The sequence below is a fragment of the Actinopolymorpha sp. B17G11 genome (assembly GCF_040196095.1).
Classification (GTDB): Bacteria; Actinomycetota; Actinomycetes; order Propionibacteriales; family Actinopolymorphaceae; genus Thermasporomyces.
This window is the reverse complement of the sequence record NZ_JBEFTW010000004.1, coordinates 81376-98261: the sequence shown is the minus strand read 5'-3', so window position 1 is coordinate 98261 and position 16886 is coordinate 81376. Positions and strand designations below refer to the sequence as shown.

The following is a 16886-nucleotide window of genomic DNA, read 5'->3' as shown; positions in this document are numbered from 1 at the left end:
GCAATTCGGTTTCACGGACGTGGACGGCGGTGGATCACCTGGCCGGCCGGGGTGCTCGTCGGAACGCCGTCACGCAGGACCATCGTGCCCCCGACCAGGGTGTGCAGGACGCCGGTCGAGAGCTGCCACGGGTCCTCGAAGCTGGCCCGGTCGGTCACGGTCCCGGGGTCGAACACCGCGAGGTCGGCGACGGCACCCGGCCGGACCACGCCGCGGTCCGACCAGCCGAGCCGCGAGGCCGGCAGCTCCGTCATCGTGCGTACGGCGAGGGGCAGGTCGAGCACCCGCTCGTCGCGCACGTAGTGGCCGAGCACCCGGGGTGAACGTCCCGAGCCCGCGCGGATGAGGTCGCCCGCGGCCTGGGCAGCCGAGCACATGACCGTCGCTGGCGACGGCGACAGCGGGGTCGCGCAGAATCCGGCGTACGTCGTCCTCGGACATCGAGTGGTTGACCACGCCGAGGAGTCCACGCTGGCCGCGCAGCAGTTCGACGGCGGCGTGGGCGGTGTCGAGGCCGAGCTCGACGGCCGCCGCCTCGATGGTGCGCCCGACGAACCGCTGGTAGGGCCCGTCAGGTGTGTCCGCCACGACGATGCGCTCGGGATCGAACGACCCGCCGACGTCGCCGCCGAGGTCGCGAGCGATACGTTCCGCCTGGTCCGGATCATCGAGCCGCTTCAGCATCGCGGCGGGACCACCGTCGAGCGCCCAGCCGGGCAGCCAACTGGTGAGCGTCGTGCTCGACGCGGTGTAGGGGTACTGGTCTGCGCCGACGTCGACACCCTCGGCTCTCGCCGCCTCGATCAGGTCCAGTGCCTCGGCAACGGAGCCCCAGAAGGCCGGACCGGACGCTTTGAGGTGCGAGATCTCCAGGCGTACGCCGGACCGCCGGCTGATCGTCAACGCTTCGTTGACAGCATCCAGCAGGCCGCCACCTTCGTCGCGCATGTGAGTGGAGTAGAGGAGTCCCTCCGCGGCGGCCTGCGTCGCGATCGCCACGAGCTCGTCGGCCTCCGCGTACGTGCCGGGTGCGTAGATGAGACCGGTGGAGAATCCCACCACGGCGTTGGCGCTCCGCGCGACGAGCGCACGCATCCGCTCCAGTTCGGCTGGCGTGGGAGCGCGGTCGGCGCCGCCCATCGCCGCGATCCGCAGCGCACCGTGACCGACCTGCAAGGCGAGGTTGACACCCAGCGGGAGCCGTCCGACCGCATCGGCGTACTCCCCCGCGCTCGACCACTCCCAGGTCAGCCCGTCATCGATGAACCGCCCGTGTGCGCGGAGTTCGTCGGCGTGGTGTGGTACGACGGGGAACGGCGAGAATCCGCAGTTGCCCGTCACGAGCGTCGTCACGCCCTGGGTCACCTGCGTGACCGCCTCCGGTGCACCGAACACGGTGAAGTCGGCATGGGAGTGCAGGTCGATGAACCCCGGGCAGACCACCGCGCCCGGGATGTCGACGACCTCGCTCGCGTTCACGTCGAGGCCGCCTGCGCCTACGGCGCTCACGTCGACGACCCGACCGTCGGCGACGAGGACGTCAGCGGTACGACCGGGTGCTCCGGTGCCGTCGATCAGGGTGCCGCCGCGCAGGAGGATGTCGTGAGCCATCCCCTCACCCTGCCACGAGGTTCCCCGACAGTGCCGGGCGTACTGACGGCTGAAACGGCACCCGGGCCGCAGCCTCTCGGGCCAGTACCGAACCGAGATCGGATCGATACCGGCAACGGTCAGTCTCTGTCGAGACCGCGCAGTGCCGCCGACCGAACCGCGGCCGGCGCACAACCTTCATAAGACGAAACCGGGGGTGCATCATGCGCGCCATGATCATCGCTTTCCTCGCATTGGTCACCAGTGTTACTGGTGGCGGTGCCATGGCAGAGCAAGCGGCCGCGGCCGGCGGTGACAAGAGGCCGGTGGTCCAGGCCGAGACCGCTGCCATTCACCTCGACAGCAAACAGGCCAAGGCACTCGAACATGCATGGAAGTCCAACCCCGCGCTGACGGTCGACGAAGCACTGGCCGTGATCGGGGAGGAAGAACTGGCGATTGCTCCTCGCCGGGAACTGGCCAGGGCTGACGAAAGGAACGTCGGCACCACTGAGGAGGGAGAGGACGAGGTCACCCGTGAGTGTTCGACGATGAGCCTGTGGGGCGACTCGGACGGAAACTGGACGTGGACCAACGAGTTCTTCCGGCGCAAGGCCGGACCGGCCCTGGCCGGAGCCGCGCAGGTGTCCACCAACGGAGAACTCAGCGTCGCCTCCAACTTCACCTTCGAGGGGTTGGAACAACGGGAAGGCGACCAGGTTCCCTTTACCGGCTTCTTCTCCACCGCGACCCAGGTCACAGCCTTCTCCTGGAACCAACCGCTCAGCGGAGGTCCCATCGTGTGCTACGGCTGGCTGACGGTGTGGTGGGAGTGAGTCGGCCGTCATCCGGATGACGGTGGTGCAGGTCCGCCCATCGTCGAGGTCGTGTCCAGCGGTACGCCGGCTGCGCACCGCGGGCAGGCCGCCGGTGGCCAGAGGGCGTTGTCCAGCCGCGCCGTGCTGTGGAGAGGTACGGAATGCTTGCTGGCCAACGCCTCGGCCGCCTGGCCGAGGACCAGCAGGGCGCCCAGCGCGGCCGGCATCGCCCCGGCCGACCTCAGCGCGGACAGCGTTGACGTGACCGCCGAGCCGGCGTTGATGACATCGTCCACGACGGCGACCCGGGCGCCCGCGACCCGCTGCCCGGCTGCAAGCGCGTAGCGCGCGGAGTAGAGCGTCCCCTCCCGGGGTGGCTGGGTGCGTTCGGTGAACCAGAACTTCACGCCGAGTTCCAGTGCCAACATCTGCGCGACGAACGCCCCGCCGGTGAGCGGGCCGCACACGCCGTCCAGCCGGTTGACGTCGAGTGAGCGCGCGAGGTCGTGAACGAACGGGCGGAGCGCCGTGGGATTCTCGAATAGCGCGTCGAGGTCGAGCCACAGATCGCCGTGGTGACCCGACTCCAGCAGGAAGTGACCCCGCCGGACTCCCATGAGGTCGAGAATCTCGGTCCGCACGCGGGGATCGTCCCCGCCGGTGTCGCTCAACGGCCTCTCCAGGTCGGGCGGTCCTTGGCGAGGAAGGCCCGAACCCCAGCCGAGAAGTCCTCGCTCGCGTAGACCCGGTGGAGGAGGTCGGTGTCATCGGGGATCTCAGCCGTCCGCAGCCTCCGGACCGTCTCCTTCGCGGCCCACATCGTGAGCGGCGCGTGGGTGGCAAGGCGCGAGACGACGTCCTCCGCCGCCGCGTCGACCTCCTCCACCGCACAGACCTCGCTCACGAACCCGGCCGTGTGGGCCTCCTCCGCGCCCATGAACCGGGCCCGCAGCAGCAGGTCGAGCGTGCGGTTCGCGCCGAGCTGGTCCACCAGGAGCGCCGTCGTCGCGAGCGAGAGACAGTTGCCCAGGGTGCGCGCGATGGGTACGCCGAACCGGGATCCCTCCGTGGCGATCCGCAGGTCGCAGGCAGCGGCGATGGCCAGGCCCGCCCCGACGCAGTAGCCGGTCACGACCGCGACCGTCGGGACGCGTACGGATGCCAGCTGGTCGAGCAGCGCCGTCATCCGGCGTTCGTAGTGGATCCCGTCCGCGCCAGCGGCGAACTCGGTGAACTGGGCGATGTCGGTCCCCGCGACGAACGCCTCACCGCCCGCGCCGCGCAGCACCATGACCCGGAGCCCGTCGTCGGCCTCGCGGTCGGCCCGGCGGCACGCTTCGACCAGGCCTTCGTACATCTCCCAGGTGATGGCATTGCGCTGTTCAGGCCGGTTGAACGTGACCCACAGGGCAGCGCCCTTCCGCTCGACGAGCAGCGGGCCATCCTGGTCGGGTTTCGGCCGGTCGTCCCCCACTGTTGCTATTCCTCTCCCACGTCCTGGACCGCACCCGAGGCGCGGAGCTCGTCGAACGCGCGGTCCGACATGCCTGCCTCCGCCAATACTGCCCTGGTGTCGGCCCCGAGAGGCGGGCCCGCGCGGTGGCGTACGACCGGTGTGCCGGACATCCGCATCGGCGACCCGATCTGGCGGACCGGGCCGAGCCGGGGATGCGGGGCGTCCCAGAAGAAGTCCCGCTCGTGGAGATGGTCGTCGGCGAAGACCTCGGCGTAGTCCGCGATCGGGGCGCAGGGGACGCCGGCCTCGTCGAGTGCGTCGAGCAGGCGCTCGGTGGTCCAGGTCGACGTCGCGGCCTCGATCGCCGGCGCCAGCTCGGCCCGAAGGCGTTGCCGGTCGTAGGCGTCGGCGTAGCGCTGGGCGGCGTGGAGCTCCTCCAGACCCAGCAGGTCGCACAGGGCCGCCCAGGTCTTGGGCGTGACCGCGCCGAGCGTGACCCACCCGTCGGAGGTACGAAACGCCTGGTAGGGCGCGGTGCTCTGGTGCGCCGATCCCAACCGGCCACCGACCTCGCCGGCGCCGAAGTACCGTCCCGCCTCCCAGATCGCGAACGACACCCCGGACTCCAGCAGCGACACGTCGATGTGCTGCCCCTCGCCCGTGGCATCCCGCGCTCGGAGGGCCGCCGTCACCGCGAGGGCGGCGTAGAGGCCGCAGACGAGATCACACACCGGTACGCCGATCTTCGCGGGCGGGCCGTCCGGCTCTCCGGTGATGCTCATGAGGCCCGCTCTCGCCTGGGCCATGACGTCGAGCCCTGGCAGCCCCGCGCGCGGCCCGTCCTGACCCCAACCCGACAGTGACGCGTAGACGAGTCGCGGGTTGTCCACGCGCAGGTCGTCGTAGCCGAGGCCGAGGCGGCGCATCGCGCCCGGGCGGAGGTTCTCCAGCAGGACGTCGGCGGTGGAGACGAGCCGGCGGAACGCCTCCTTTCCCTCGGGATGCTTGAGGTCGATCACGACCGAACGCTTGTTCCGGTTCAGGCGTACGAACGGCGCGCTCTCCCCCGCCACGAACGGCCCGATCTGACGCGACGGGTCACCACGCCCGGGTGGCTCGACCTTGATGACGTCGGCACCCAGGTCGGCCAGCTGCATCCCGGCGAACGGCGCGGCCATGAACACACCGACCTCCACGACCCGCACTCCCGCCATGCTGGCGCGCTCGGACTCGTTCGGCTCCATCGACGTACTCCTCTGGTGGAATCGTTCCCTGACCTACCGGCCCTTCATCCCGGTCATCACAACGCCCCGGATGAACTGCCGTTGCGCGACGAAGAAGACGATGAGCACCGGGATCACCAGGAACATCGACGCCGCCATGCTGATGTTCCACGACGCTTCCGTCGGACTGATGAACGCGCGCAGGCCCAACGCGAGCGTCTTGTTTCCCTCGCTCTGCAGGTAGATGAGCGGAAGCAGGAAGTCGTTCCAGTGGTACACGAACGAGAAGATGCCGATCGCGATCAGTACCGGCTTCGACAGCGGAAGGATGATGTTCCACCAGATCCGCAGGTTGGACGGCGCCGGTGGACGCCCTGGCCAGGACGGCACGACGGGAGAGTTCGTTCCGAGTAACTGCACGGCGAGTGTGCACGGGTCCACCTCTTCCGGGGATGCGGTTTTCAGGCTGCGGGCATTCACCTCGGTGCGGAATCACTGGCGGCTTCGCTGCGTGCGTGCCTGGTGAACGACCTCTCCCCGTGTGCCGCGAGCTCGTCGAGCACCGCCTGGGTGTCACCGCGCTCGATGATGTCGAGAAGGACGCGGTGACGGTCGACGTGGTGCGCGAGATCCTCGTAGAAGTGCTCGCGGGCATAGAGGTTCATCGCCATGCACAACAGCAACTGCTGATGGAGCGAGTCGTAGAGACCCTCGAGCCGCCGATGGCCGGCAAGTCCGACGATCGAACGGTGGAACGCATAGCCGCACTCGACCAGGTGCGCGCGGTCCTCGCGTTCGGCGCACGCCTGCATCTCGGCGAGAGCGTCGCGGCAGCGCTGCAGCCGGTCGGCGCGGTCGTCGGTGACGGGAACGCCGAGCTCCACCGACAGGCGCTCGAGAGCCGAACGCAGGGTGAGGATCTCGAACACGTCCTCGTCGGCGAGCTGGGTCACCGTGGCGCCCCGGCGCGGCTGTACGACGATGAGGCCTTCCTGTTGGAGGATCCGCATCGCCTCGCGCAGGGGTGGCCGGCTGATGCCGAGATGCGCGGTCAGGCGTTCCTCGATCAGCCGTTCGCCGGGTCGCAGCTCGGCCGCGAGGATCATCCGGCGCAGCTCGTCGGCGGCGAGTTGGACGAGGCTCGGCGGGTCGAGCCGGGGCCGGACGGTGGCGGGCGCCGGCGGGGTGCCGTCGGACGATGCGGGAGGCTGACCCTCGGACGACGCCGCACGCCGGCCGGTCGGCTGTGTCCGGTCGCGTGCTGCCACGAATCCTCCGCGTCTCGGATGGTCGGGTGTACGCCGACTGGTTGTGAAGGGTCCTTCGACTGTTGTAGACAATAGTCAGCTTTGCCTGGCGTAGCCAGGGGCCACCGCCGTTGACCGACAGACCGGGAGGAACGCATGAACCAGCTCGACCGTTCGGCGCAGATCGGATTCGTCGGGCTGGGCAACCTCGGACTGCCGATGGTGTCCGCCCTGGTCAGCGCGGGTTGGCCGGTGACGGCGTACGACATCCGACCGAACGCGGTCAGCGCCGCCGTCGCGAAGGGAGCGTCGGGGGCCGCCTCCCTGCGCGACCTCGCTGGATGCCGGGTGCTCGCCCTGGCCGTGCCCGATGATGCAGCGGTCTCGGCGGTCGTGCGTACGCCTGGCCTCCTTGCGAGCCTGGCGGACGATCCCCTCGTCGTGGTCCACAGCACTGTGCTCCCGGCCACCGCCAACGCCCTCGGCCAGGAGCTGGCTGACTCGTCGACGACCGCCTTCGTCGACGCCCCCGTGAGCGGCGGTTTCGAACGCGCCGAGCGGGGCGACCTGACCGTGATGGTGGGCGCGAACGCCGAGGCGTTGCGACTCGCACAGCCGTACTTCGACACCATCGCCGGCGACGTCGTCCATGTCGGCGCTCCGGGCGCGGGATCGGCGGTGAAGCTCGCCAACCAGCTGATGATGTTCGCCGCGCTCGCCGGGGCGCACGAGGCTCTCGACCTTGCCCAGGCGTACGACGTCGATGCGGCCACCGTCCTGAAGGTTGCGGGCACCAGCACGGGCGACTCGTGGGTGGCGCGGAGCTGGGGATTCTTCGACCAGGTGGCATCGGCCTACGACGCGGCCGACGTGCCCGTGGCCTATCGCCCGTGGAGCAAGGACCTCTGGGACATCGTGGCAGCAGCGCGGACCGCCGGTGTCTCCCTTCCGGTGGCGGGCCTCCTGGCCCAGACGATGGCCGAGACCGTCGAACGCCACGCCGCCCGATCGTCCTAGCGTGTTCCGCACAACCGCCGCCAGCGGCAGCACTACCCGCCGACACACCGCCCTACGGGGGTAGTGTCCGTCTACTCGCGGAATTCGCCGGGGCCGAGGACCTGCCAGGGATCTGTGGTCGGGTCGCTGATCGAGCCGTAGGGAACGGTGAAGGTCAACACCTGCGACGTCGACCGCCTGATCGTCCACAACCTCGGCTTGTCACCGGAGCGGTCCCACGCGATGCCTTGTCCCTCGACCTCCGGAAGCTCGACGGTCGCCACCCATTCGAGCTTCGAACCCGCGGACGGGACGTTCATGACGTACGCCTCACCGAGGTCGTGACCGGTGAGCCAGAGCCGCCCGTCGGGTCCCCACGACCCACCAGAGTTGCTCATCGGCTTGAACCTGTCGAGGATCGCCTTCGGGATCGTCCACGCCTCGACGACCTGGAAATGGTCGTCCAGCTTCACGACCTGGGTGTTGTACGTCTCGCCGTACGGCTCGGTCTGGTCGTCCGGGACCACGTCGTAGTTGGCGAAGCCTGCCCACCACGCGCCGTCGTGCCGGTCCAGCCAGGTCAGCGATCCTCGGTCGACGCCGAAACTGTGGGTACGGATGGGTCGCATCGTCCTGGAGTCGAACACCTCGACCGAGCTCTCCATCGGCGACTCGTCGTAGTTGGAGTGTGCTGCGTACAACCTGCCGTTCACGACGACACCGCTGTCCATGTGCGTGATCGGACCGTCGTCGTTGCCGGCGAACTGCAAGAGAGGCTTGCCGGTCGCCCGGTCATGCTTGGTGATGGTGCGGTTGTTGACCGCGTAGAAGGCGTTTCGGTCGACGCCGACGCCCTGGTTCGCATCGAAGGTGTCGTAGGACCTGTCGAGCGTGGCCGTGTACACCGGCGGCTCGCCGGCCGCGGCACCAGCTGGTGCGGACGCCTGCGCTGGCAGCAGAGCGGAGCTCAGTGCCAGCGCTCCGGCCGCGAGCCCGGCAACCACTCCAGCGACGATCTTGGTTCGAGCAACCATCATGTCCTCCACGTGGATCTCCCGCGGCGACCATCTCGAACGCAGCGCTCGGCTGCGCGAACTCGGCTCGACGATGCGATGAACCGATCTCGAAGGTACGGCGCGGGGAAACGCCGTCCGAGTCGTACGCGGCGGCCGGATGCGGTCGTCACCTGGTACGGGCGGCTCGCTCGAGCGCGGCGCGATCGACGGCGATTCCCAGCCCTGGGGTCTCGGGGAGGACCAGATCGCCGTCGACGAAGGAGATCCCGCCGAGGAACTCGTCCTGCCACGGGCTGAGACCGGCGTAGCTCTCGACGATGAGGCCGTTGTCGACCGCCGCCACCGCGTGCGCACCCACGTAGTGGTTACCGTGCGGCGCCATCATCAGGTGGTGCGCGGAGGCGAGGGTCGCGATCCGGACCCACTCCGTCAGCCCGCCACATGTCTGCGGATCGGCCTGGACGATGTCGACCGCCCGGCGTTCGATGAGATCCCGGAACCCCCAACGCGTGAACTCGATCTCACCGGTGGCGATGGGAGTCGTGAGGCGGCCCACCAGCCGGGCCATCCCCTCGTGGTCGTCGGGCCAGCAGGGTTCCTCGAACCACGCAAGGTCGAACCCCTCCACCGCCTGCCCGAACTTCAACGCCTCGGCCGAGGTCCAGGCGTTGTTCGCGTCGACCATCACCCTGATGTCCGGCCCGACCGCCTCGCGGACCGCGGCCACCCGGCGTACGTCCTCACCGATGTCCGCGCCACCCACCTTCATCTTGACGGCGCGGTAGCCGGCGCCGACGAACCGCAGCATCTCCTCGGCGAGGTCCGCAGGCCCCTTGCCCTCCTCGTAGTAGCCACCGGCGGCATATGCGGGTACGCGGGAACGAAAGCCGCCGAGCAGCCGGTAGACCGGTAGGTCGAACGTTTTGCCTCGCAGGTCCCACAAGGCGTTGTCGACCGACCCGATCGCCGACACGGCGTCACCCTTGACGACAGGCTTCCGCCAACCGGTGAACATGCGGTGCCAGAGGCGGCTGTGATCACGCGGGTCCTCGCCGACGAGCCGATCGCGGATCGGTACCGCGAATCTGGCGGAGCCTTCGGCCGACAGAGCGAGGCCGGAGATGCCCTCGTCGGTGTCGACCTCGACAAGGGTGAGGCGCTTGTTCTCGGTCACCAGGATCGAGTTGCGGAAAGGCTTCGCCAGCTTCCCCAGGTCGTACGTCGTGAACCGCACGTCGGTGATCTTCATGCGACAGCCTCCGGCATGTTGGCGGGGGATGACGGATCCACGGATCTTGTTCGTACGAACGGAATCAGTCGAAGAAGTCCGCGTCCTCCGCCGAGAGGTACGGCCGGGCGGCTTCGGGAATGAGCTCGACACCCATGCCCGGCCGGTCCCACACGTCGATGAAACCGTTGGAGACAATGGGATCCGGCAGCCCGTCGACGATGTCGTACCACCATTCCGGCCGGCCGACGGGATACTCGAACGCGATGTAGTTGTCGGGAAGGGTCGCGCAGACCTGGACCAGCGCCGCCAGTCCCAGTACGCCGTCGCCGACTCCGTGGGGCGCCATCAGCACCCCGTGCATGTCGGCGTACTCCGCGACCCACTTGAGTTCCGCGATGCCGCCCACGTCGCAGGGGTCGGGCCCCACCACGCGCACGGCCTGTGTCTCGATCAGCTCCTTGAAGTTCTGCCGGAGATAGATCTGCTCACCGGTATGGATCGGGGTGGTCGTCGCGGTCGTCACCTCGCGGTACTGAGCCGCGTTGACGTACGGCACGTAGTCGCCGGTGAGCATGTCCTCCAACCACATCAGCGAGAACGGCTCGACGGCGCGGGCGAAGCGGATCGCATCAGGCACCGTCCAGCCCGGTCCCAGGTCCAGCGCCAGCCCGACCTCGTCGCCCAACACCTCCTTCATGGCCTCGACGCAGTCGACCAGGTGCCGCAGCCCACGCTCGGTGAGTAACCCGCGGTGTGGATGGGAGGGACCGCTGCGCGGCTCGCCGTAGAAGAAGTCGGGAAGCTGAACCGGCATCGCGCTGTGGAACGCCAACGCCTGCTTGACGATCGTGAAGCCCTCTGGCGCCTCGCGCATGGCCGTCATCGCGGCGGCATGATCTTCTGGTGCGTGTCCGTTCATCGGGCTGCGGACGCCGCCGTTGTAGACGCGCACCTTGTCGCGGACCTTGCCGCCCAGCAGCTTGTGGACGGGAAGCCCGGCTGCCTTGCCGGCAATGTCCCACAACGCCATCTCGATCGCCGAGACCGCGGACCCCCAGGGCTTGAACGCCCCCAGCCGGCGGATCTTGAGCATGACCCGCTCGACGTCGGTGGGATCCTCGCCGAGGATGCGCTCGCGATAGAGCTCCACTACCGGCTTGTGCTGGTCCTTCGCCGGCTCGATCGCTGCGTATCCGTCGAGTCCTTCGTCCGTCACCACCCTCACGACGGGATTGCGACCGAGAACGGCACACTTCAGATCGGTGATCTTCATCGGCTGCGACTCGCTCCCTGTCCGCGCGCGGACATACCAGGCGACGTGTGTGATGTCCCACTCGCCTTAGGACGATAGCCGTCAGAAGTCCTTACAGCGTTGGTCGTGACGAACCCGGCCACGACGGCGGCGTACGCCTCGGGCTCCGGCAGTTGCTCGGCTGGCAGCCAGCGGCCTGTCAGGCTGTCCGGGTAGCGGTCTCGAACGTCCGCTCAGGGGGTGGCGGAGATCCGGCCAGCCGGTATGTCGCCAGGACCGCCTTGTGGTCGCTCGGCCAGTGCTCGGGAATCGACAGGAAGTTGTCGTCGGTGTCCTCGACAACGCGCTCGTTGCGCACGATCGTCGAACGCGGGCCGACGACGCCCGCGCTGACGAGCTTGACCCCGGACGCGGAGCGGTGGAAGACGTAGTCGATCCGGTCTCGCTCGTCGGCCTCGGGGGCCCAGGTCAGCTCGGACGCATCCTTGTCGGGGTTGTCGGACGGCCAGGTGAATCCGGGATGGGTGACCGGGTTGGGGTAGGTGGCGCGGTAGGCGTCTACGTAGCCTGCGTCCCGGAGAAAGGCGCTCGTCTGCCACGGGATCGTGAGGCCTTGGTGGTCGAACAGTGAGCCGGTCGCGGCGGTCCAGTCGTCAGCCGGCGGCTCGTTGAAGTCGCCGCCGAGGAACACGGTTCGCCTCTTGGCGCGCTCGAGCGCGGCGTCCGCGACGATGTGGCTGATGACCTCGGTCCGGCCAGAGTCCGCGTTGACCTGAAGGATCTTGTCCACGTCGAGTACCGGCCCGTCCGGCAGCTTGTCCCAACCGTACTGGGCGAACTCGCTGGGCTCGTCTACGCCGCCGCCGTACCCGCGCGGGAGATAGGTCGCGTAGTTCCGGTAGTAGAGGTGCGCCGAGTACGTCGCCACCTCCCGCCCGTGGACGTCGAGGATTGCCTTCTTGGCGTAGGGGAGCTCGGCTTCGTCGATGATCGGGAATGCTGAGACGATGCCGGCGTCATCCGAGGCAGCCGCATAGTACGGCTGCTCCGGGGTCGACAGCGCCTCCGCGATCGCATGTGTGGCCGCCCCGGCCTCGGACAACAGGACCACGTTGGCGCCGGTCATTCGGATCGTCTCGACCACGTAGTCGAGACCGTCGGGGACGGCGGTGCCCTCGAACCAGATGTTGAACGACAGGATCCGGAACGTGGTCGGCGCTGCGGCGACGGATTCGCCCGGCCGGGCAAAGGCAGCGGGTACGACGACGACGCCGTGCAACGTGGCGACGGCGGCGAGGAGCACAGCCAGCCGACGAAAGACGCGTACGAACCAGCGCAACGGAATCTCCTCGAGGTCCGAACGGGCAGGAGCGCGGCGGTTCGTCAGACTACAGCGGGTCTCGGCCGCCCGCCACGCTCCGGTGAGGTCAACAGTTCGCGAACTCTCCGGGACCGTGAAGCGACAACGTCCTGCGAGGTCATCGCCGCTTGGCTAGGTCGACAGCACACAGCTTCGACGGGCGACGTGCTGCAGATCCAGGCTGGCCAGCACGTTCCCGGAAGCGGTGCGGCACCATACGCCGACACCTGCGCCACACATCGGGCAGACCCGGGACAGTACCCGTGCGGTGATGGTCAGGTCGTCGTCGGTGTAGCCCTGATCCTTCGAGTCGCCTGACCAGATCCAATCGAGCCGGCCCGAGTCGGGGGGATGAACGTTTACGGGCCTGCCACCGCCATCGCGCACACGATCCCGAGAGCCATGAATACCAGGAACATGCCGATCCGCCATCGCACCGCTACCGCCTTCGCCGGTCGGACTGAAGGTGCGGCAGCCCGCCTCCGTGGGGATGGCCTTCCCAGGCTGCCGCACCAGCTTGCGTGCGACGCAGCGACCGGGCCGAGACCTGCCGGCAGCATCCTTGGCTGCGTGGTGCTCTCCGTTATGAGCATGGCTCGTCCCTCTCGGTACGTCGGTGGTGACGAACGTAGAGCGGGATGACGCTCGAGACCCGAACTGTCAGTTCGGCTCGACCAGCGGTACGAGAAGCATCAGGCGATACCAAGGCGGTCGGCGAGCGAGACAACCTGCTTGCGGTAGGTCGGCCGAGCTCGCCGTAGCAGCCGTCGCACCAGTTCGCGGGTCTCCAGGCTGTGGGAGGCATCCTCAGGTGCGAGCTCAACAAGGTCTCTGAGGTGTACCAGGACAGCGGCATCGTCTCCGCGCAGGTCGTAGCACCGGGCGACTTCCAGGTTGAAAGTGAAGCGCCGCTCTCGGGACGGCAACCTGGTGGTATCGATCCCGTCGGCGATGCGTAGGGCTTCGGTGGCTTCGCCGGCCTCCATCTCGACGGATAGTCGGTGAAGCTCAACGTTGGTGGGACCGAAGACGGTGTGCATCACGTTGCGCTCGCCGCTCCGCGCAGCGAACACGCTGGCTTTCTCTCTGAGCCGATCTCTGGCCACCCACCATGCGTGGCGGCGCGCAGCACTTGTCACAGCCACCAGATGCAGGGCGCCGACGATGGCGATGACGTCATGGTCCTCAGGGGCCTCACGCAGCTGACTGATGGCGCGCATAGCCACATCCTCGGCAGATTCCGGGTGGCCGTCGCCCAGGAGGACGTGGCCCATGTTCCACTGGGCCGTTGCTATGCGGATGGGATCATCCGCGTCTTCTGCGGCTCGCAGCCCGCGATCAGCGACCATCAGCGACAGGTCAAGCCGCCCGGTGCGACGGCAGTAAGACCGTAGCAAGCCATACAGATCTGCGGCGCAGCGCAGCACTTCACGCCGGCCCGCTGCATCAGGGTCATTTCGGTGTGCCCTGACGGCACATTCGGTGTCCGTGATCAGCTCAGGCAGCACTTCAACCGCCTCACTGAACCTCCTCCCGGAGGTCTGCCAGCTCCGCCATGCATCCTCGACCCGATGCCGGAGGAGGCTTGGCGAAAGCGCCGACGCCCCTGCGCAGGATCGGGGTTGTGAAGCAAAGAGCGCTCTCACAACGGGCGGTGCAGCTCCATGGTCGGAAGAGTAGGGCTGGGACTGCGGGATGTCGGCGATCAGGCCGGCGGCAGGCACACCTAGTTCCTTCGCAATCGCGAGCAGTACCTCCAGGGAAGGAACCTTCATGCCGCGCTCGATCTGCGACAGGTAGTCGACAGTGATGCCACACAGGCCGGCAACCGCCGCTTGGGTTCGTCCGGCCCTTTCCCGCCCCGAACGGATCCGTTCGCCGATAGGCAGCTTTGGCATACTCATGCGATCCCCTCGTTCACCGCACAGTGGCCCGTATTCTGTCAGCCTAGAGGTACCGCAGCCTGGTGGATGCGAACGCTCGTCCCGCCAGTCAGGTGACAGATGGAGAGCGACAGTGTGGCTTGTGCTGTGGGACATCGATCACACCTTGATCGCCACTCGCGGCGTGGGTCAGGAACTGTCGGCCATAGCCTTCGAGCAGGTCACCGGCCGCCAGATGGTGACCCAGGCAAAGGTGGACGGGATCACTGAACCAGTCATCTTTCGAGAGACCGCAAGGCTCCATGGCCTGTCAACAAGTCGAGCGGACTTCGAAAGGTTCGCTGCCGCCCTGACTCAGTTGCACGTCGACCGGGCCCTCGAGCTACGTCAACGTGGACAGGCGTTGGTCGGTGCCGCCGCCGCGCTGGACGCTCTCGCCGCCCAGCCGCAAGTGACGCAGACTGTGCTCACCGGAAACGTACGCGGTGTCGCCGAGGTCAAGCTCGCTGCCTTCGGACTTGACCGTCACATCGAGTGGGAGCTCGGCGCCTACGGAGAGGACGCCGATGTCCGTACGGAGCTGGTCACGATTGCCTTGGAGCGCGCGTCAGCGGCGGCAGGGCGGCGAATCACGCCTGCGGGGGCATTGATCATCGGTGACACGACCGCAGACGTGGAGGCAGGTCGAAGGAGCGGCGTTCGCGTGATCGCTGTAGCTACCGGCAGCAGCAGTGCGGACGAGTTACGGGAGGTTGGCGCAGGCACCGTGCTTCCCAACCTCCTCGACACTGACCTCTTGGTTGAACTGATCCTCAGCGATAACGCGCATCTGGGCCGCGACGGTCGGCCGTACCACTGAGGCAGATGATCACGGCCGGGCGTCGCCTCAGGCCGTACGGAAGAGGTGCGCGTTGACGCTGCGCGCTTCCGAAGCCAGCTCAGGCTTCTCGACAACCTCGACACCCACCGCGCGCAAGTCCTCGACGCCGTGGCAGTCCACGAAGAGGTCCGGCTCACGCCACGCGATCACCACGCGCGGGATGCCGGCCGCGATGACGAGTTCCGCGCACGGGCGTGGCCGGGACGCCCTGGCGCTGCACGGTTCCAGCGTGGAGTAGAGCGTGGCGGTCCGCAGCCTGGGATCGTCATCGGCAACCTTGGCGAGGACCGCCTCCTCGGCGTGGTCGCGGGGGTCGGCCTCGCGCGAGTAGCCGCGGGAGATCTCCCGACCCTCAACGTCGACGAGAACGGCACCGACCGAGTACGCCGACGGCGAGACCGGACACCGCCGGGACTCCTCGATCGCCTCGGCCAGCCAGTAGTGGTCCGCGGCCAGAACGTAACGCAGGAAGGCGAGATCACCGATCCGGCGTACGTCCGCGAGCCGCATCGGATGGCCCGGGTGATACGGAAACGCACCGTCCCCGACGAAGCGTGGCGCGTCGGCATCACCGACGAAGAACGGCGCGACGACGAGGTGGAGTTCGTCGACGAAGCCCGCTGTGAGAAACGCCGTGTGGACGCGGCCGCCACCTTCGACCAGGAGCCGTCGTACGCCTCGCCGCCTCAGGTCCGCCAGGACGACCTCGAGGTCGAGCGGGTCACCCCCATCCACCACGGTCGCCACGTCACCGAGCCGCTCTCGCGCCGTACCCGCCGAACCGCCCGCCGCATAGACGACCTTGTCGCTCTCCCCCGCCGCAAAGAACCTCGCGCCCGGATCCAGCTCCCCGCTCGCCGTGAGCGTCACCTTCACCGGGTCGGCGGGGCGGCCGGACTCAAGGCGAGCTTGACGGCGTAGGTCCGAACGCACCACCAGCCGGGGGTTGTCGCGCCGGATCGTCTCCGCGCCGACCAGGATCGCGTCGCAACCGGATCGCACCTCGTCGACCCGATCGAAGTCGGCCGCGTCGGACAGCAGCAGCCGCTCGGGGGTCGTGTCGTCGAGACAGCCGTCGACCGACATCGCGGCACTGGCCACGACGTACGGACGTTCGGCCACGGCAGCGCTCAGGTGGGGAGCACCGGCATGTCGTGGTAGCGGCAGATCGCTCCGAACTCCTCCGGGTCGAGGCTGGCACCGCCGACGAGGCAGCCGTCAACGTCGGGTTGCTCCATGATGCCGGCGACGTTGGCCGCCTTCACCGAGCCGCCGTAGAGCACCCGCATGCCGCCCGCGACCGCGGCGTCGTAACGCAGTCCCACCACCTCACGGATCGCCGCGCACACCTCCTGCGCGTCGTCCGGCGTCGCGACCTCGCCGGTGCCGATCGCCCAGATCGGTTCGTACGCGATGACGATCTCGCCCGCCTGGTCGGGTTTCACGCCGTCAAGGGCGGCCTGCACCTGGTCGACGGTGTGTTCGACCTGTCTGCCCTCCTTGCGTACGTCCAGACCCTCACCCACACACAGGATCGGGCGCAAGCCGTGCCGAAGCGCGGCGTGCACCTTGGCATTGACGAGCGCGTCGTCCTCGTGGTGGTGCTGACGGCGTTCGGAGTGTCCGACGATGACGTAGGTGCAGCCCAGCTTGGCGAGCATGGCCCCGGAGATGTCACCGGTGTAGGCGCCGCCGTCGTGTTGGCTGAGATCCTGCCCGCCGTACTGCAGGTGCAGCCGGTCGCCGTCGACCAGTGTCTGCACCGAGCGGATGTCGGTGAACGGCGGATGCACCACCACCTCGACGGCGGCGAAGTCGTGCTTCTTGTCCTGCAGGATCCAGGTCAGCTTCTGGACCAGGTGGACGGCCTCGCGATGGTCGAGGTTCATCTTCCAGTTGCCGGCCATCAACACGGTACGGCCGTCACCCGACTG

General features: G+C 68.2%; 17 protein-coding genes and 1 pseudogene. 3 read left to right on the top strand and 15 right to left on the bottom strand.

Features of this window, described 5'->3' with window-relative positions; all coding sequences use genetic code 11:
- Window positions 1-11: 11 nt before the first annotated feature.
- Both ABN028_RS35290 and ABN028_RS35285 read right to left on the bottom strand, forming a co-directional pair.
- On the bottom strand, window positions 12-377 hold the full coding sequence (locus tag ABN028_RS35290) for an amidohydrolase family protein (protein ID WP_502879168.1): 366 nt from the start codon (window positions 375-377) through the stop codon (window positions 12-14).
- Between the two features lie 487 nt (window positions 378-864).
- Window positions 865-1611, bottom strand: a pseudogene (locus ABN028_RS35285) (amidohydrolase family protein); the annotation flags it as partial.
- A gap of 212 nt (window positions 1612-1823) precedes the next feature.
- On the opposite strand from ABN028_RS35285, the gene ABN028_RS06405 reads away from it, so the two are divergent.
- Window positions 1824-2426 carry a hypothetical protein gene (locus ABN028_RS06405; RefSeq protein WP_349329109.1) on the top strand — a complete coding sequence of 201 codons (603 nt, stop codon included), beginning with the start codon at window positions 1824-1826 and terminating at the stop codon, window positions 2424-2426.
- An 8-nt stretch (window positions 2427-2434) separates the two neighbouring features.
- Here the strand turns inward: ABN028_RS06405 and ABN028_RS06400 are convergent, their stop codons facing one another.
- The 5 genes from ABN028_RS06400 to ABN028_RS06380 form a co-directional block, all read right to left on the bottom strand.
- A complete protein-coding gene (locus ABN028_RS06400) occupies window positions 2435-3049 on the bottom strand; it encodes an orotate phosphoribosyltransferase (RefSeq protein WP_349329108.1) in 615 nt (204 codons plus the stop codon).
- A 26-nt stretch (window positions 3050-3075) separates the two neighbouring features.
- Window positions 3076-3882 (bottom strand): enoyl-CoA hydratase/isomerase family protein, encoded by an 807-nt coding sequence (locus ABN028_RS06395; RefSeq protein ID WP_349695954.1) that lies wholly within the window; start codon window positions 3880-3882, stop codon window positions 3076-3078.
- A gap of 5 nt (window positions 3883-3887) precedes the next feature.
- Window positions 3888-5108: a CaiB/BaiF CoA transferase family protein gene (locus tag ABN028_RS06390; protein ID WP_349695953.1), complete on the bottom strand. Its 1221-nt coding sequence runs from the start codon at window positions 5106-5108 to the stop codon at window positions 3888-3890.
- 33 nt (window positions 5109-5141) lie between these two features.
- The gene (locus tag ABN028_RS06385; protein WP_349329105.1) at window positions 5142-5477 is read right to left on the bottom strand and encodes a carbohydrate ABC transporter permease; all 336 of its coding nucleotides are present in this window, start codon (window positions 5475-5477) and stop codon (window positions 5142-5144) included.
- Window positions 5478-5563: 86 nt separating this feature from the next.
- Complete coding sequence (locus tag ABN028_RS06380) at window positions 5564-6355, bottom strand: GntR family transcriptional regulator (protein ID WP_349695952.1); 792 nt, start codon at window positions 6353-6355, stop codon at window positions 5564-5566.
- Window positions 6356-6490: 135 nt separating this feature from the next.
- On the opposite strand from ABN028_RS06380, the gene ABN028_RS06375 reads away from it, so the two are divergent.
- A complete protein-coding gene (locus ABN028_RS06375) occupies window positions 6491-7351 on the top strand; it encodes an NAD(P)-dependent oxidoreductase (RefSeq protein ID WP_349695951.1) in 861 nt (286 codons plus the stop codon).
- 71 nt (window positions 7352-7422) lie between these two features.
- On the opposite strand, the gene ABN028_RS06370 is transcribed toward ABN028_RS06375, so the two are convergent.
- From ABN028_RS06370 to ABN028_RS06350, 6 genes are all read right to left on the bottom strand, one after another.
- Complete coding sequence (locus tag ABN028_RS06370) at window positions 7423-8364, bottom strand: hypothetical protein (RefSeq protein WP_349695950.1); 942 nt, start codon at window positions 8362-8364, stop codon at window positions 7423-7425.
- 148 nt (window positions 8365-8512) lie between these two features.
- Window positions 8513-9595 carry a mandelate racemase/muconate lactonizing enzyme family protein gene (locus ABN028_RS06365; protein WP_349695949.1) on the bottom strand — a complete coding sequence of 361 codons (1083 nt, stop codon included), beginning with the start codon at window positions 9593-9595 and terminating at the stop codon, window positions 8513-8515.
- Between the two features lie 64 nt (window positions 9596-9659).
- On the bottom strand, window positions 9660-10850 hold the full coding sequence (locus ABN028_RS06360; protein ID WP_349695948.1) for a mandelate racemase/muconate lactonizing enzyme family protein: 1191 nt from the start codon (window positions 10848-10850) through the stop codon (window positions 9660-9662).
- Window positions 10851-11028: 178 nt separating this feature from the next.
- Window positions 11029-12168, bottom strand: a complete 1140-nt coding sequence (locus ABN028_RS06355) for an endonuclease/exonuclease/phosphatase family protein (RefSeq protein ID WP_349695947.1) — start codon at window positions 12166-12168, stop codon at window positions 11029-11031.
- Window positions 12169-12321: 153 nt separating this feature from the next.
- A complete protein-coding gene (locus tag ABN028_RS35280) occupies window positions 12322-12621 on the bottom strand; it encodes a zinc finger domain-containing protein (RefSeq protein ID WP_502879167.1) in 300 nt (99 codons plus the stop codon).
- Window positions 12622-12881: 260 nt separating this feature from the next.
- Window positions 12882-14093, bottom strand: coding sequence for a helix-turn-helix domain-containing protein (locus tag ABN028_RS06350; protein ID WP_349329097.1), 1212 nt, complete (start codon window positions 14091-14093; stop codon window positions 12882-12884).
- 112 nt (window positions 14094-14205) lie between these two features.
- On the opposite strand from ABN028_RS06350, the gene ABN028_RS06345 reads away from it, so the two are divergent.
- Window positions 14206-14931 (top strand): HAD family hydrolase, encoded by a 726-nt coding sequence (locus ABN028_RS06345; protein WP_349695946.1) that lies wholly within the window; start codon window positions 14206-14208, stop codon window positions 14929-14931.
- A gap of 27 nt (window positions 14932-14958) precedes the next feature.
- On the opposite strand, the gene ABN028_RS06340 is transcribed toward ABN028_RS06345, so the two are convergent.
- Together ABN028_RS06340 and tpiA are read right to left on the bottom strand one after the other, a co-directional pair.
- Complete coding sequence (locus ABN028_RS06340) at window positions 14959-16074, bottom strand: dihydrofolate reductase family protein (RefSeq protein ID WP_349695945.1); 1116 nt, start codon at window positions 16072-16074, stop codon at window positions 14959-14961.
- 8 nt (window positions 16075-16082) lie between these two features.
- Complete coding sequence (tpiA, locus tag ABN028_RS06335) at window positions 16083-16859, bottom strand: triose-phosphate isomerase (protein WP_349329269.1); 777 nt, start codon at window positions 16857-16859, stop codon at window positions 16083-16085.
- Window positions 16860-16886 lie beyond the last annotated feature (27 nt).